The 13,902-nt window shown below is 71.0% G+C and carries 11 protein-coding genes and 5 pseudogenes; 5 read left to right on the top strand and 11 right to left on the bottom strand.

Going from position 1 to position 13,902, the window contains the following annotated elements; all coding sequences use genetic code 11:
* The 5 genes and pseudogenes from HUV01_RS01080 to HUV01_RS01060 all read right to left on the bottom strand — a co-directional run.
* Window positions 1-200: pseudogene (locus HUV01_RS01080) on the bottom strand (two-component sensor histidine kinase); the annotation flags it as partial.
* Window positions 197-916 (bottom strand): response regulator, encoded by a 720-nt coding sequence (locus tag HUV01_RS01075; RefSeq protein ID WP_174296473.1) that lies wholly within the window; start codon window positions 914-916, stop codon window positions 197-199. The gene HUV01_RS01075 and the pseudogene HUV01_RS01080, both read right to left, overlap by 4 nt.
* Before the next feature lie 37 nt (window positions 917-953).
* On the bottom strand, window positions 954-1,526 hold the full coding sequence (locus HUV01_RS01070) for a hypothetical protein (RefSeq protein ID WP_174296472.1): 573 nt from the start codon (window positions 1,524-1,526) through the stop codon (window positions 954-956).
* A gap of 168 nt (window positions 1,527-1,694) precedes the next feature.
* Complete coding sequence (locus HUV01_RS01065; protein WP_368039972.1) at window positions 1,695-2,513, bottom strand: thioesterase family protein; 819 nt, start codon at window positions 2,511-2,513, stop codon at window positions 1,695-1,697.
* Window positions 2,514-2,530: 17 nt separating this feature from the next.
* Window positions 2,531-3,745 (bottom strand): MFS transporter, encoded by a 1,215-nt coding sequence (locus HUV01_RS01060; RefSeq protein WP_174296471.1) that lies wholly within the window; start codon window positions 3,743-3,745, stop codon window positions 2,531-2,533.
* Window positions 3,746-3,891: 146 nt separating this feature from the next.
* Between HUV01_RS01060 and HUV01_RS01055 the strand changes: the two are divergent.
* From HUV01_RS01055 to HUV01_RS01045, 3 genes and pseudogenes are all read left to right on the top strand, one after another.
* A pseudogene (locus HUV01_RS01055) lies at window positions 3,892-5,112 on the top strand (acyl-CoA dehydrogenase family protein).
* A gap of 91 nt (window positions 5,113-5,203) precedes the next feature.
* Complete coding sequence (locus tag HUV01_RS01050) at window positions 5,204-6,304, top strand: acyl-CoA dehydrogenase family protein (RefSeq protein WP_174296470.1); 1,101 nt, start codon at window positions 5,204-5,206, stop codon at window positions 6,302-6,304.
* Entirely contained in the window at window positions 6,304-6,573 is a 270-nt protein-coding gene (locus tag HUV01_RS01045; protein WP_174296469.1) for a hypothetical protein, read from the top strand. The genes HUV01_RS01050 and HUV01_RS01045 overlap by 1 nt, the downstream gene beginning before the upstream one ends.
* 40 nt (window positions 6,574-6,613) lie before the next feature.
* Here the strand turns inward: HUV01_RS01045 and HUV01_RS01040 are convergent, their stop codons facing one another.
* On the bottom strand, window positions 6,614-7,861 hold the full coding sequence (locus HUV01_RS01040; protein ID WP_174296468.1) for a TetR/AcrR family transcriptional regulator: 1,248 nt from the start codon (window positions 7,859-7,861) through the stop codon (window positions 6,614-6,616).
* Window positions 7,862-7,992: 131 nt separating this feature from the next.
* Between HUV01_RS01040 and HUV01_RS01035 the strand changes: the two genes are divergently transcribed.
* Both HUV01_RS01035 and HUV01_RS01030 read left to right on the top strand, forming a co-directional pair.
* Window positions 7,993-8,172, top strand: a complete 180-nt coding sequence (locus HUV01_RS01035; protein ID WP_174296453.1) for a hypothetical protein — start codon at window positions 7,993-7,995, stop codon at window positions 8,170-8,172.
* Window positions 8,145-8,411 (top strand): annotated as a pseudogene (locus HUV01_RS01030) (SDR family oxidoreductase); the annotation flags it as partial. The gene HUV01_RS01035 and the pseudogene HUV01_RS01030, both read left to right, overlap by 28 nt.
* A gap of 47 nt (window positions 8,412-8,458) precedes the next feature.
* Here the strand turns inward: HUV01_RS01030 and HUV01_RS01025 are convergent.
* From HUV01_RS01025 to HUV01_RS01005, 5 genes and pseudogenes are all read right to left on the bottom strand, one after another.
* A complete protein-coding gene (locus HUV01_RS01025; RefSeq protein ID WP_174296467.1) occupies window positions 8,459-9,358 on the bottom strand; it encodes an acyl-CoA thioesterase in 900 nt (299 codons plus the stop codon).
* A pseudogene (locus HUV01_RS01020) lies at window positions 9,358-9,915 on the bottom strand (acyl-CoA dehydrogenase family protein); the annotation flags it as partial. The gene HUV01_RS01025 and the pseudogene HUV01_RS01020, both read right to left, overlap by 1 nt.
* Window positions 9,916-9,933: 18 nt before the next feature.
* Window positions 9,934-10,470 (bottom strand): annotated as a pseudogene (locus HUV01_RS01015) (acyl-CoA dehydrogenase family protein).
* Window positions 10,471-10,556: 86 nt separating this feature from the next.
* Window positions 10,557-12,590 carry a 3-hydroxyacyl-CoA dehydrogenase NAD-binding domain-containing protein gene (locus HUV01_RS01010; RefSeq protein ID WP_174296465.1) on the bottom strand — a complete coding sequence of 678 codons (2,034 nt, stop codon included), beginning with the start codon at window positions 12,588-12,590 and terminating at the stop codon, window positions 10,557-10,559.
* A 24-nt stretch (window positions 12,591-12,614) separates the two neighbouring features.
* Entirely contained in the window at window positions 12,615-13,835 is a 1,221-nt protein-coding gene (locus HUV01_RS01005; RefSeq protein ID WP_438827134.1) for a serine hydrolase domain-containing protein, read from the bottom strand.
* Window positions 13,836-13,902: the final 67 nt, after the last annotated feature.

The raw sequence follows: 13,902 nt of genomic DNA, 5'->3' as shown, positions 1-13,902 counted from the left end.
GGCCGGCCCGCGGCCTCGCGCTCCACCGCGTCGGTCAGCCGCGTGACCGCCGGCCCGACCGCCTGCTCCAGCCGGTGCGCGCGCCGTTCCCCGAGCAGGAGCGCGAAGTTGATCGCCTGCGCGACGAACAGCGTCAGCGCCACCACCAGCAGCAGCTGACCGGTCAGGCTGCGCGGGGCGAGGCGCCACCCCGGGCTCACAGCCGGGTCACCTCCGCCGCCAGCGTGTAGCCGCCGCCCCATACCGTCTTGATGATCTCCGGCGCCTTGGGATCCGCCTCGATCTTGCGGCGCAGGCGGCTGACCTGGTTGTCGATCGCGCGATCGAACGCCGCCGCCTCGCGCCCCTGCGTCAGGTCGAGCAGCTGGTCGCGGGTCAGCACCTGGCGCGGGCGTACGACGAGCGCGAGGAGGAGGTTGTATTCCCCCGTCGACAGCGGCACGGACACGCCCTCGCGGTCCACCAGCGCGCGCTCGCCCGATTTGAGCACCCAGCCCGCGAAGCCGTAGGAGTGCGACTCCGGCGCATGCTGGCGCACCCCGCCCGCCGCCGCGCGGCGCAGGATCGCCTTGACCCGCGCGGCCAGCTCGCGCGGGGAGAACGGCTTGGTGACATAGTCGTCCGCGCCCATCTCCAGGCCCAGGATGCGATCCGTCTCCTCGGCGCGCGCGGTCAGCAGGATCACCGGCATGTCGCCGCTCGCGCGGATGTGCCGGGCAAGGCTGAGGCCGTCCTCGCCCGGCATCATGATGTCGAGGATGACGAGGTCGATCGCATAGGCCGCAAGTCGCGTTCGCGCGGAAGCCGCGTCCGCCGCCTGCGTCACGCGCAGGCCCTGCCTGGCCAGATACTGGGCCAGCGGCTCGCGGATCGAGCGTTCGTCGTCGACGAGCAGGATATGCGCTATGTCGCCCACGGGATCGGTGGCTAGCACGGCGCGACGCCGCCCGCGATCACCGGTCGGCGGAGGGAGGCGGGGCCTCGCCCATCCCGCCGCCGCGCGCTGGGCGCATCGAGGTCGCGGCAGCCATCTCCGCCCCGTCGATGCGGCCGTCGTGGTTGGTGTCGAGCCGATCGAAGCGGCGCATCGCCCCGGCACGATACTGGTCGCGCGTCACCGCCGGGCGAGGCGCGGACGGGGCCGAGGGCGTGCCGGTCGCGCCGGCGGAGCTGCCGTTGGCGGGCGACGGAGGAGGAGTATCGCCGCCCCCTCCGCCAGGACGTCCGCCGCCGCGCGTCGGCATCTCGTCGGGCGACAGCACGCCGTCGCGGTTCGCGTCCATCCGGTCGAAGCGCGCGTCGATCGCGGCCACATACTCGTCGCGGGCGACGACGCCATCGCCGTTGGCGTCCGCCCGCCGCAACATGCCGATCGCGCCGCCCATCGGCCCCGATCCCGAACCGCGCATCGCGCCGGCGGGCGACATGGGTGCGCTTCCCTGCGCTGGCGGATAGGACTGCCGCGCCGGCGCTGGCGCCGCGGCCATCGCGGACAGCAGGGCCGCGGCGATCACCCGGTTCCTCATGCTCGATCTCCTTCGCGCCGGAGCTGTCCGACACTTCGGCAGACGTATCGGCCGGACGCGTCGCGCGAGTATGTCGTCGCGGGCGTCCGATTGTCGCAGGATGTCGCAGGATGTCGCAGGATGTCGCAGGATGTCGCAGGATGCCGCGGGGCCTCGGTTCGGGACGGCTCAGGCGAAGACCGCGACACCCTGCATCTGTTCGGCCACGGCCGCGCCGGCGGCGTTCCAGATCGCCATCGGCTGGCTGGAGAAGCCGGCGCTCGCATGATCGCTGGTCGCGCGCATCAGCCACCAGCCCTCGCGCGTCTGCGGCGGTGCGACGAGGTTCATCAGCCATGTCATCGAGCTGACCGGGGCCAGCCCGCCGACCAGCTTGAGCGCGGCGGGCGGCAGGCCGTCGGCGACCGCCACCAGCGCGATGTCGGGATCGAGGCCGTCGCGCTCGCGCAGCCGGCCCCAGCGCAGCCACTCGGCCGGACCCGTCGGCGGATCGCGCCGGTCGACGAACTCGAAATTGTGCATGAACGCCACCCCTTCGGGCGGCCGGACGCGTCGCTCGTCCGGGCCGGGCAGGGGAAAGGCCGGCGAGACGCCAGCGCGGTGGTCGATCCGCGACGCTTGCGGCGTCATGAAGACGAACGTCGCGCACAGCCCCAAGCCTGCGTCCCCCACCACGTCGGCCTGGACGAAGGCGGCGTTGCGACCGCGCCGCAGTCGCCGGGCGGTGACGGTGATCGTGCCGGCGAGCGGACCGACGAAGGCGACCTGCACCGATCGCAGCGGTGGCAGGTCGGTATCCGACGTCTTGGCGGCGTGCAGCGCGAGCGCGGTCGAGAAGCCGCCATAGGCGGTGCGACCCTGCAGCCAGTTGTCGGGCACGGTGCCCCGCCAGCCCCCGCCCGCAGGCTCCAGCGCCGCGATCGCCCGTGCCAGTGTCGTCATCCGTCCCTCCTGATCCGTCGCGGGCGCGCCGGCCCGGAACGCCATGCGCCATCTTCGAAACGTCAGATCGCGACCGGCTCCGTCACAGGCGACGCGGGGACCAGCGTGGCGATGATCGCCAGCGCGCCCGCCATCAGCGCCGCCGCCAGGATGAACGCCAGCCCGTCGAACCCATGCCGCGCGCCCAGCGCCAGGCTCTGCGCCGCCAGCAGCGGCCCGACGATCGAGGCGACCGAGTTGGATGCGCCCACCCCGCCCTGCAATGCGCCCTGGTGCCGGTCATCGACCATCCGCGACATCAGGCCGTTGAGCGCCGGCCAGGCGAGCGCGGTGAGCGAGCCGACCAGGAAAAAGGCGTATACCTCCCAGGGCCGGGTGGTGAAGGCATAGGCGGTCAGGCACGCCGCCCCGCAGGCCAGCCCCGCCATCGCCGCCTGCCGCTCTCCCATCGCCGCGATCACCCGCTTCGTCAGCCCGACCTGCACGAGCGCCATCAGCAGCCCGACCCAGGTGAGGGAGAAGCCGATTTCCCGCCCCGTCCACCCGAACCGCAGCGTCGCCCAGAACGCCCAGATCGACGGGTAGACGACGCCGCCGACCTGCCACAGGAAATTGGCGACGAGCAGCGGCGTCGCGCGCCCGGCGCGGAACAGCGGACGGAACGAGCCCAGCACCGTCGCATCGCGCCACCGGAAGCGGTGGCGACTGCCCGGCGCGAGCGTTTCGGGCAGCAGGAACGTCATCACGACCGCGTTGGTCCCGGCCAGGCCCGCCGATACGAGGAACGGCATCCGCGGTCCGAACGTGCCGACGAGCCCGCCGAGCGCCGGGCCGAGGATGAAGCCGGCGCCGAACGCGGCGCCGATCAGTCCGAAGGCGGCGGCGCGGTCGCCCGGCTCCGTCACGTCGGCGATCACGGCCCCGGCAGGTCCGGTGACGGATCCCGTCAACCCCGCGACCGCGCGGCCGAGGAACAGCCAGGCCAGCGTCGGTGCCGCCGCCATCACCAGATAGTCGACCGCGAACGTCGCCATCGACGCGATCAGAACCGGCCGCCGCCCGAACCGGTCGCCCAATGCGCCCAGGACCGGTCCCGACACGAACTGCGCCGCCGAATAGCTGACCAGCAGCCAGCCCCCGATGCGCGTCGCGTCGGCGAGGTCGAGATGGCCCAGCCGGGTGATGAGCGTCGGCAGCACGGGCAGCACGATGCCATAGCCGATCGTGTCGATCAGGACCGCGGCAAGGACGATGGGAATGGCGCGGTGCGAGAACATCGGGGCTCCGGTGGGACGATTCACCCCTAGCGACCGCCGCGGATTTGTCGACGCCGCCGCGGACGCGTCCGGTCTTGGCGACCGAGGGGAACCGTGGCATGACAGCGCCATACCCGATCTTCTAACCGCACCGGACTGGAGTCGACATGGCCACCACCGCCGTCCTGCCGGCCGGGACCGACCCGCAGGCAGCGTTCCGTGCCGAGGTACGGGAATGGCTCGCGAGGCATTTCCCGCCCGCGCTGCACGGGCGGGACGGCGGCATGGCGGCGGTGGAGGGGCCGGGCGAGCCGAGCCCGGACGAGGAGGCATGGCGCGTTGCGGTCGGCGGGAAGGGCTGGGGCGTGCCGACGTGGCCGGCGGACTATGGCGGCGGCGGGCTCTCGCGGGCCGAGGCGCGGGTGCTGAGCGACGAGATGGCGCGCGCGGGCGCCTGGAACCCGATCGGCGGCATGGGAGTGATGATGTTCGGGCCGACGCTGCTCGAATACGGTACGCAGGCGCAGAAGCGCGAGCACATCCCGGCCATCGCCCGCGGCGAGGTCCGCTGATGCCAGGGATATTCGGAACCGGGCGCGGGATCGGACCTCGCCAGTCTGCAATGCTTCGCACAGGATGCGGGCGACCATTACGTCGTCAACGGCCAGAAGACCTGGACGAGCGGCGGGCAATGGGCGGACAAGTGCTTCGCGCTGGTGCGCACCGATCGCACGAGGAAGCATGAAGGGATCAGCTTCCTGTTGATCGACATGAAGGCGCCGGGCGTGGAGGTGAAGCCGATCCGGCTGATCTCCGGCCAGTCGCCGTTCTGCGAGACGTTCTTCACCGACGTGAAGGTGCCCAAGGGCAATCTCGTCGGGCGCGAGGGCGAGGGATGGACGATCGGCAAGCGGCTGCTTCAGCACGAGCGGTCCAGCCTGTCGGGCGGCGGCGGCAGCGCGGGCAAATTGCTGGCGGGTCGGCCGGTCGGCGAGACCGCCATGGCGTATCGCGGCGCCGATGCCGAGGGACGATTGGCGGACCACGATCTGCGCATGCGGATCGTCCGGCATGAAATGGACAGCAGGGCCTTCGCGCTCACGCTGCGTCGTGCGGCGCTTGAGAGCAGGTCCGATCAGGGGCCGTCGGCGGCGACGTCGATCATGAAGAACGTCGGCGCGCGCGTGACGCAGGATCGGGCCGAGCTCTGCATCGAGATCATGGGGATGAACGGTCTCGGCTGGGAGGGCGAGGGGTTCTGCGAGGAGGAACTGCACCAGACGCGGGTATGGCTGTGGGGCAAGGCGGTCTCGATCTATGGCGGTTCGAGCGAAATACAGAACAATGTGATCGCCAAGCGCATTCTAGGCATGCTCGAACACCAGTAATTCGGCTATACGGTCCGGAGAGGGGGTGGAAGCGGGAGACCGCGGCATAGTCGGACGGATCTTCCGCCGACCTTCGCATTGGAATTGACGCATGGCCGTGCTCGACGACGAACAGGTGATGTTGCGAGACACGGCGCGGGAGCGGGCGGACAACGAGTCGCCCGTCACCGCCTTTCGTGCGATGCGCGCCGCCCCCCCGCCGGAGCGGTTCGACTCCGCCGCCTGGGCCGCGATGGCGCAGATGGGCTGGGCGGGGATCGTCGTGCCCGAGGAGCAGGGCGGATCGGCATTCGGCTGGCTGTCGCTCGGGACCGTGCTGGAACAGCTCGGCCGCACCCTGACCGCTTCGCCGCTCGCCGCGACCGCCGCCGCGGCGAGCGCCATCGCGATGGGCGCGTCGGACGCGGCGAAGGCCGAGTGGCTGCCCCGCATCGCGGCCGGCGAGGTGGCGACGCTGGCGGTCGACGAGGGGCCGATACACGCGACGACCGGCCTGACGACCAAGGTCGCGAACGGGCGGCTGAGCGGCCAGAAGGCCTTCGTGGCCGAGGGCGACTCGGCACGGGCGTTCGTGGTCGCGGCGCGGGACGGGCTGTACCTCGTCGCGGACGGCATCGACGGCGGGGATAATAGGGGCGGGGATAACAGGAGCGGCGTCACCCGATCGCCTCGGCGGATGGCGGACTCGCGCAGCCATGCGACGGTTTGCTTCGACGCAGCGCCCGCGACGAGGCTCGGCGGACCCGATCTGACGCAGGCGGTGGTCGATCGCGCGACCGCGGCGATCACGGCCGAGATGCTCGGCATGGCGGAAGCCGCATTCGCGCAGACCAACGACTTCCTGAAGACGCGCGTGCAGTTCGGGCAGCAACTGTCCACCTTCCAGGCGCTCCAGCACCGGATGGCGAGGATGTTCACCGAGCTGGAGCTGATGCGCTCGGTCGTTGAGGGCGCGCTGGAGGCGATCGACGCGGGTCGTTCCGACGTCGACCAGGCGGTGAGCCTGGCGAAGGCGACGGCAAGCGACACGCTGAAGCTCGTGACGCGCGAGATGGTGCAGCTGCACGGCGGCATCGGCATGACCGACGAGCACGACGCCGGCTTCTACATCAAGCGTGCGGCGGTCCTGGAGACGATGTGGGGCAACGCCGCCTATCATCGCGACCGGTTCGCGCGATTGAACGGCTATTGATGCCGCCGCCCCTCCTTGCGCTCGCCGGGATGGCGCCGCCGCCGACACGGGCTCGCGTCGCCGATCGCGGGCCGCTGATCCTCGCCTTCGACGCCGCCGGATACCAGCGGCGCGACGAGCAGCCTCCGCCGCGCAGGCCGGAACGCCGGAGGGTGTCGCCGGCGGCGCGCGCATGGTCCTGGATCATGGTCGGCCTGCTGATCGCGACGTTCGTGCTGCCGTTCTCGCTCGCGGCGCTGGTGGACATCGTGCAGTATCTGGAGCGGTGAGGGTCGGCGCCGCGCGGGCCGGATACGGGGCCGTGGCCCCTCATCCCGCCGCCCGGTCGTCGAACATCCCGAACATCAGCGTCGATGCGTACAGTTCGACCGCGCGGCCGCGCGGCATGGTGCCCGCCCATCTGCGCATGTCGAACGCCGCGTTCTGGAGCGCGACCAGCGCCTGCGCGGCGATCAGCGGGTCGACCGCGCGCATCGATCCCTCCGCGATGCCGTCGCTGATCGTGCCCGCGTAGCGCCTCGCGATGCGATTGGAGCGCGCGACCATCGCGTCGCGCACCTCCGGCGTCAGGCCGCTGAGCGCGGTGGATCGCAGCAGCGGACCGCGTTCGCCGAACTGCACGTCGAGCAGCGTCGCGACCACGCTCGCCAGCCGCCGCCAGTGCGAGCCGCCGCGCGCGTCCACCAGCCGCTGCGCCTCGGCGATCGCCTCGAAGCTTCGGTCGTAGCAGGCGATGACGAGATCATCCTTCGCGTCGAGATGGTGGTAGAAGCTGCCCTTGGTGACGTTGAGCTCGGACGCGATGCGCTGCACCGACGCGCCGTGGTAGCCCAGCTCGTTGATGAGCCGCGTCGCCGCCAGCAGGAACGCCTCCCGCGCGGGCAATGCGTCGTGGGTCAGCTCGACCGGCTCGGGCGCCCAGATGTCGGCCGACCGCGCGATGCCGCCGCTCAGCACGTCCATCAGCCGTTCCTCGACGCGAGGATATTGGTCCGGATCGTAGCGTGCGAGCCAGACCGGCAGCCAGAAGCCGTTTTCCAGCAGGACGTGCGCGCGCGCGCCATGCAGGTCCGTCTTCGCGCGCGTGTCGGCCGTGCCCCACAACAGCCGCGTCGTGCGGAACACCCGCTGCCATCCCGCCATGAGCCGGCTGCGCACCTCGCCCTCCGTGGCGCGCAGGTCCGACAGGACCGCGAACGGCGGCGCCTCTCCGCGCTCGATCCGTGCGAGCCGCGCCATGATGAGCGCGACGTACCGCCCCACGCGCTCCCGGGGCGTCGGCAGGGCCAGCGCTTCGTCCAGCATCACCTGAAGCTCGTTCAGCGTATGCTCGAAACAGGCAGCGGCCAGGTCCTCCTTGCGCTTGAAGTAATAGGTGACGCTGGTGGTGTTGAGGCCGACGCGGCGGGCGACGTCGGCGAAGGTCATGCCCTTGGCGCCCTGTTCGTTGATCGCCTGTGCCGCGGCGGCCAGGATCGCGTCGCGCTTGGCGCGGAAACGTCGAGTGCCGGCCTCCCGCTCGGGACGGTCGCCGGGAGTGGCCGGGGAAGGTGTCATCACCGGAACGTACCAGCTTCGTTTCGAACTCGCAGTCCTTTTTCCTGCCTCCGATCGGTCGTGGCGCCGCTGCTTTACCGAACATCGGGTATGGCCTAGTCGGCGTCGTCAGACGCGACGGGAGGCGATCGGTGGCCTTCACCCTCAACGAGCGCGAGACGTATTTCCGCGATCGCGTGCGGTGTTTCATCGACGAGCAGATCCGTCCGCGCCAGGCCGAGCACGAACGCCAGTCGCGAGAGGGCGATCGGTGCGATGATCCGCGCGGATGGCGCCGCCGCCGAGGCGATCCGCGCTCTGCCCGGGGCTGACCGAAACGGGCATGACGAAGCCGGTGTTCGACCATGCGCGCGCGGCGGGCAAGGCCGACCGGATCGGCCACCTCAACCCGTTGCGCCGCGGCGCGCGGGCCGAGGAACTGGCGAAGGTCGCGCTGTTTCTCGCCTCGAACGATGCAGGCTATGTCAACGGCCAGTCGCTCGCCGTCGACGGCGGCCTGTCGTCCAGCCATCCGGTGACGCGCCAGGATTACGGCAGGACGGCGGCGTGACGGGACCGGCAGGAGGCCCGGGAGCATCGGTCGGGCGTGGTCGAGGCTCACTCCCGCATCCGCATCAGCCCCTCCTGCGCCACGCTCGCCACCAGCCGGCCTTCGGCGGTGAAGATCTGCCCCCGGTTGAAGCCGCGCGCGTGTCCCGCCCACGGGCTGTCGCAGGCGTAGAGCAGCCATTCGTCCGCACGGAACGGCTCGTGCAGCCAGATCGCATGGTCGAGGCTCGCGTTCTGCATGGCGTGCGACAGCCAGCCGACGCCATGCGGCAGCATCGCAGTGCCCATCAGCGCCAGGTCCGACGCATAGGCGAGCACCGCGCGATGGAGCGCGGGATCGTCGTCGATCGGCGTGCCGATGCGGAACCAGGTCGCCTGGCGCGGCTCGCCCGGCACCGGTCTGACCCAGTCGCGCGGCTCCACGGGGCGAAGGTCGATGGGGCTCGACCACTCGCGAAACGCCCGCCGCCACCGCTCCGCCACGCTGTCGATCGCCGCGAGGCGCAGGTCGCGGTCGGACGCCAGCGCGCCGGGCGGGGGGACTTGCGGCATCGTCGCCGCCTGGTGCGACAGGCCGTCCTCGGGCATCTGGAACGAGGCGGCCATGTTCAGGATCGGCTGCCCGCCCTGCATCGCGATCACGCGGCGGGTGGCGAAGCTCTTGCCCTCGAAGTCGCGGACCACGCGGAACACGATCGGCCGTTCGTCGTCGCCCGGTCGCATGAAATAGGCGTGGAGCGAGTGCGCCGCCTTGCCGTCCGTGGACCGCTGCGCCGCCTGCAGCGCCTGGCCGATCACCTGACCGCCGAACACCCGCCCCCGACCGCCCGGCAGGCGCGCGCCGAGGTACAGATCGGTGTCGATCGCCTCGACGTCGAGCAAGCCGACGAGCATCGCCGTCAGCTGTTCGGGCGAGCGCAGGTGGCGCGGCGTCGCGTCGTCCGTCATCAATAGCCGGCCGCGAGCGCCAGCCGGTCGGCATGGTAGTCGGCGTCCCCGAACAGCTCGGCCAGCACGCGCGCGCGCTTCATGAAGAAGCCGATCTCGTATTTCTCGGTCATGCCGATGCCGCCGTGCATCTGGATACCCTCCTGCACGCTGAGCGTCGTGGCAAGCGCCGTCATCGCCTTGGCGACCGACACCGCCGCGTCGGCGCGCGCGTCGCCCCTACCGCCGTCGGCGTCGAGCAGCTGCTGCGCCTCCAGGACCGCGGCGCGGGCGACCTCCATCTCGCAGTAGAGGTGCGCCGCGCGGTGCTGGAGCGCCTGGAAGCTGCCGATCGGCACGCCGAACTGGCGACGCTCCTTGAGGTAGGCGGTGGTGAGCGTGACGCCATCGACGTCCTCGGGCGAACCGGACGTGCGCGCGGCGACGATCAGCAGGTCGGCGACATGGCCATGATGGACGAACCGCTTGGCGCCGGTCAGGCGGAAACCGTTGCCGGATCGCTCAGCCCGCATCGCCACCGCCGGGCCGTGCTTGGCGCGTTCGTCGATCGCCAGCGCCGTCGGCAGAGGAGGGGCCTACGCCGGCAATTCTAGGATCCGCTTGGCGACGATGCCCAGCTGCACCTTGCTGGTGCCGCCCTCGATCGAGTTCGCCTTGGTGCGCAGCCAGGCGCGCGGGGCGGCGCTGTGGGCGCCGGCATCGCTCTCCCGCTCGTGCCCGAGCAGGTATTTGGCGACGTCCCAGCCATTGTTCTCGTCGTGGACCCGGTTCGCCCTGCGCACCTTCACATTGTCCATGAAGGTCTTGCAGAACGGCGAATGGCCGCTGACGAGCAGGATCGGCCTGGTCGAGCGGCCATCTCCTCGCGCAGCACCTTTGTCTCGGCCGCGCTCAGCCCGCCGCCGCCATAGGCCGTCGGCCAGTCGGGCACCGTCCAGTCCTTCGCACCCATCGCGTCCATCCAGGCCTTTTGCGCAGGGGCGAGCATCGACTGGTCGCGCCCACCCCGGACCGCGTCCTTCCCGGACCGGACGGGCTCGCGCATCCCGGCCGGGGCAGTTCGCGTCGAGCCAGGTGCGGGTCTCGGCGCGGAAGCCGTCGAGGTCGGTCATCGATGATCCTTTCCGGTCCGTTCACCCCGAGCCCTGGACGCCACGCCGGAGGACGATGCTTCGACAATCCCGGCAGGGACGGGATCCTAGTGGATGGCCCCGGGCGCCTTCACCTTCGCCCTGAGCGAGCCGGCCGGCTCGAACCCGTGCTTCTCCAGCCCCGCGACGATCCTGTCCCAGCCCTCGCTCTCGCCCCAGAACATCGGGCCACCGCGGTACACCGGCCAGCCATAGCCATAGATCCACACGACATCGATGTCCGACGCGCGCTGCGCGAAGCCGCCCTCCAGGATCAGCGCGCCCTCGTTCACCAGCGGGTACAGCGTGCGCTCGACGATCTCCTGATCGGAGATGTCGCGCGGCGCCGGGGCGCCGGACCTCCCGCGGAAGTCCTCGACGATCTCGGCGACGCGCGGGGAGGGGGACGGCTGACGCCGGGCGTCGTAGTCGTAGAAGCCCGCGCCCGTCTTCTGACCCCAGCGCCCCTCGGCGGCGAGCGCGTCGCGGATGTTCTCGATGCGCGCGGGATCGCGATGCCAGCCGATGTCGACGCCGGCGAGGTCGCTCATCTGAAACGGCCCCATCGGCATCCCGAACGCGACATGCACCCTGTCGACCTGTTCCGGGGTAGCGCCCTCCATCAGCAGCTTCATCGCCTCCACCTGGCGCGGCATCAGCATGCGGTTGCCGATGAAGCCATGGGTGACGCCGGCGACCACCGCGACCTTCCGGATCCTCCTGGCCAGCGCCATGACCGTCGCGAGCACGTCGGGCGCCGTCCTGGCGCCGCGCACGACCTCCAGCAGCTTCATGACGTTCGCGGGCGAGAAGAAGTGCATGCCCAGCACGTCCTGCGGCCGTTTCGTGCAGGCCGCGATCTCGTCCACGTCGAGATAGCTGGTGTTGCTCGCGAGGATCGTGCCCGACTTGCAGATCGCGTCCAGCCTGGTGAAGATGTCCTTCTTTACCTCCATCGTCTCGTACACCGCCTCGATCACGAGGTCGCAGCCGGCCAGCGCCCCGAAGTCCAGCGTCGGCGTCAGCGCGCCCATCGCCGCCTCGACCTGTTCCGGCCTCATCCGGCCCTTGGCGGCGGTGGCCTCGTAGTTCCCGCGCACCGTGCCGATGCCACGGTCGAGCGCGTCCTGCCGCATCTCCACGATCGTCACCGGGATGCCCGCCGAAAGGAAGTTCATCGCGATGCCGCCGCCCATCGTGCCCGCGCCGACGATGCCGACGCTGGCGACCGGGCGCAGCGCGGTATCGGCGGGGATGCCGTCGATCCTGCCGGCCTGCCGCTCGGCGAAGAACAGGTGGCGCTGGGCGGCGGACTGCGTGCCCGCCATCAGCCCGGCGAAGCTCCGCCGCTCGAACGCGACGCCGTCGGCGAAGGACGAGCCGTCGGCGGCCTTCTCGATGCAGGCGACGTTCGCTTCCGGAGCCTCGAAGCCGCGGAACCGGCGCGCGTTGACCTTGCGGAACGCGGCGACCGCGTCGGGATCGGCCCTGGCTTGCCGCTCCGACGCGCGCGGCAACGGCCGCTTGCCGGCGATCTCGCGCGCATAGGCGATCGCGTCCGCCTCCAGGCTGTCCTCACCGACGATCCGGTCGATCAACCCCGCGTCCGCCGCTTTCCCCGCGGCGATCGGATCGCCCAGGGCGGTCATCTCCATCGCCAGCGGCACGCCCGCCAGCCTGGGCAGCCGTTGCGTGCCGCCCGCGCCCGGCAGCAGGCCGAGCTTGACCTCGGGCGTGCCCAGCTTCGCGCTCGGCACCGCCACGCGATAGTGGCAGCCCAGCGCGACCTCGCACCCGCCGCCGAGCGCGGTGCCGTGGATCGCCGCGACGACGGGCTTGCTCGACGCCTCGATCGTGTCGACCACCGTCGGCAGCATCGGCCCGGCCGGGGGCTTGCCGAACTCGGTGATGTCGGCGCCCGCGAAGAACGTCCTCCCGTCGCAGCGGATAACCATGGCCGCGATGCTGGCGTCGGCCACGCCCTGCCTGATCGCGGCATCCAGCCCCTCGCGAACCGCGGCGCCCAGCGCGTTGACGGGCGGATTGTCGGACACGATGACGAGCACGTCGCCATGGCGCTCGGTGCGGATCGGGGAGGGCATGTGTCGGGTCTCCGAACGGGTGGATCAGGTCAGCGCCGAGTAGATCATCGTCTTGAGCTCGCGGCGGATGGGAAAGGCGCTCGACGGGCTGACCTGCGTCATGAACACCATCGAGAGCCGCTCGACGGGATCGACGAAGAACGCGGTCGAGAACATCCCGCCCCAGTGATACTCCCCCGTCGAACCGGGGATCAGCGATCGCGCGACGTCCGTCGTCACCGCGAAGCCCAGGCCGAAACCGGTGCCCGCGTTGGTCGCCTCGCTGAACAGCGATCGCGACATACTCGCTAGGTCCGCCCCGCCGGGCAGGTGATTGGTCGTCATCAGCTCGATCGTCTTGCGCGAGACCAGCCGGACGCCGTCCAGCTCGCCGCCGTTCAGGCACATCCGGCAGAAGCGGTGATAGTCGAGCGCGGACGAGACCAGCCCGCCGCCGCCCGACAGCAACGTCGGTCGCCGGCGCCACGCGCTCTCGGCGCCGCTATCGTACATGACGCGCGACCCGTCGGGAGCGAGCGTCCAGCAGTCGGTCAGCCTGTGGAGCTTGTCGGCCGGCACCTCGAAGAAGGTGTCGTCCATGCCCAACGGCCCAAGGATGCGCTCGCGGAAGAACGCGTCGAGGTCCCGTCCCGATATCCGCTCGATCACCGCGCCGAGCACGTCGGTCGCGACCGAATAGATCCACCCCTCGCCGGGCGCGTACTCCAGCGGCAGGCGGGCCAGCGCGGCGACGAAGCCGGCCAGGTCGTGGCCGCCATGCCATCGCTCGATTCGCTGCTCGCGATAGGCGGCGTCGATGTTCGTCCGCTGCTGGAAGCCATAGGTGAAGCCGGCGGTATGGCGCAGCAGGTCGACCATCCGCATCGGCTCGGGCGCCGGGCGGGTCGCGAACGGCACGCCCGCGCCGCCGCCGGCATGGACGCCGATCCCCTCCAGCTCGGGCAATATGTGGTGGACGGGCGTGTCGAGCGCGACCCGCGCCTCCTCGACCAGCATCATGAACGCCAGCGACGTGACCGGCTTGGTCATGGACGCGATGCGGAACAGCGAACCCTCGTCCACCGACGCGCCGCCGTCCCGCGCCGCGCCCATCGACGACAGGTGCGCCACCTCGCCCGCGTGCGCGACCAGCAGCTGCGCATGCGGCAGCCGGCCGGTGTCGAGATACCGCTCGCGCAGAAACGTATCGATCCGCGCAAGCCGGCCGGCGTCGAAGGCATGAGACCCCGTGCGGGCGATCGTCATCGAAACGTCCATACCAGAAGTTCGAACCGCCGCCTCTATCGGCTCGGGCGTATCCTTAATCAACACC

The organism is Sphingomonas bacterium, from assembly GCF_903643035.1.
Taxonomy (GTDB): Bacteria; Pseudomonadota; Alphaproteobacteria; order Sphingomonadales; family Sphingomonadaceae; genus Sphingomonas.
The sequence above is the reverse complement of the archived record's forward strand: the minus strand, read 5'-3'. Positions and strand labels throughout refer to the sequence as shown.

Coding starts and splice junctions, on each gene's coding strand:
- HUV01_RS01070 (WP_174296472.1), bottom strand. CDS start 1,526: ATGAGGAACCGGGTGATCGCCGCGGCCCTGCTGTCCGCGATGGCCGCG.
- HUV01_RS01065 (WP_368039972.1), bottom strand. CDS start 2,513: ATGGCGTTCCGGGCCGGCGCGCCCGCGACGGATCAGGAGGGACGGATG.
- HUV01_RS01060 (WP_174296471.1), bottom strand. CDS start 3,745: ATGTTCTCGCACCGCGCCATTCCCATCGTCCTTGCCGCGGTCCTGATC.
- HUV01_RS01050 (WP_174296470.1), top strand. CDS start 5,204: ATGGCCGTGCTCGACGACGAACAGGTGATGTTGCGAGACACGGCGCGG.
- HUV01_RS01045 (WP_174296469.1), top strand. CDS start 6,304: ATGCCGCCGCCCCTCCTTGCGCTCGCCGGGATGGCGCCGCCGCCGACA.
- HUV01_RS01040 (WP_174296468.1), bottom strand. CDS start 7,861: ATGACACCTTCCCCGGCCACTCCCGGCGACCGTCCCGAGCGGGAGGCC.
- HUV01_RS01025 (WP_174296467.1), bottom strand. CDS start 9,358: ATGACGGACGACGCGACGCCGCGCCACCTGCGCTCGCCCGAACAGCTG.
- HUV01_RS01010 (WP_174296465.1), bottom strand. CDS start 12,590: ATGCCCTCCCCGATCCGCACCGAGCGCCATGGCGACGTGCTCGTCATC.
- HUV01_RS01005 (WP_438827134.1), bottom strand. CDS start 13,835: ATGACGATCGCCCGCACGGGGTCTCATGCCTTCGACGCCGGCCGGCTT.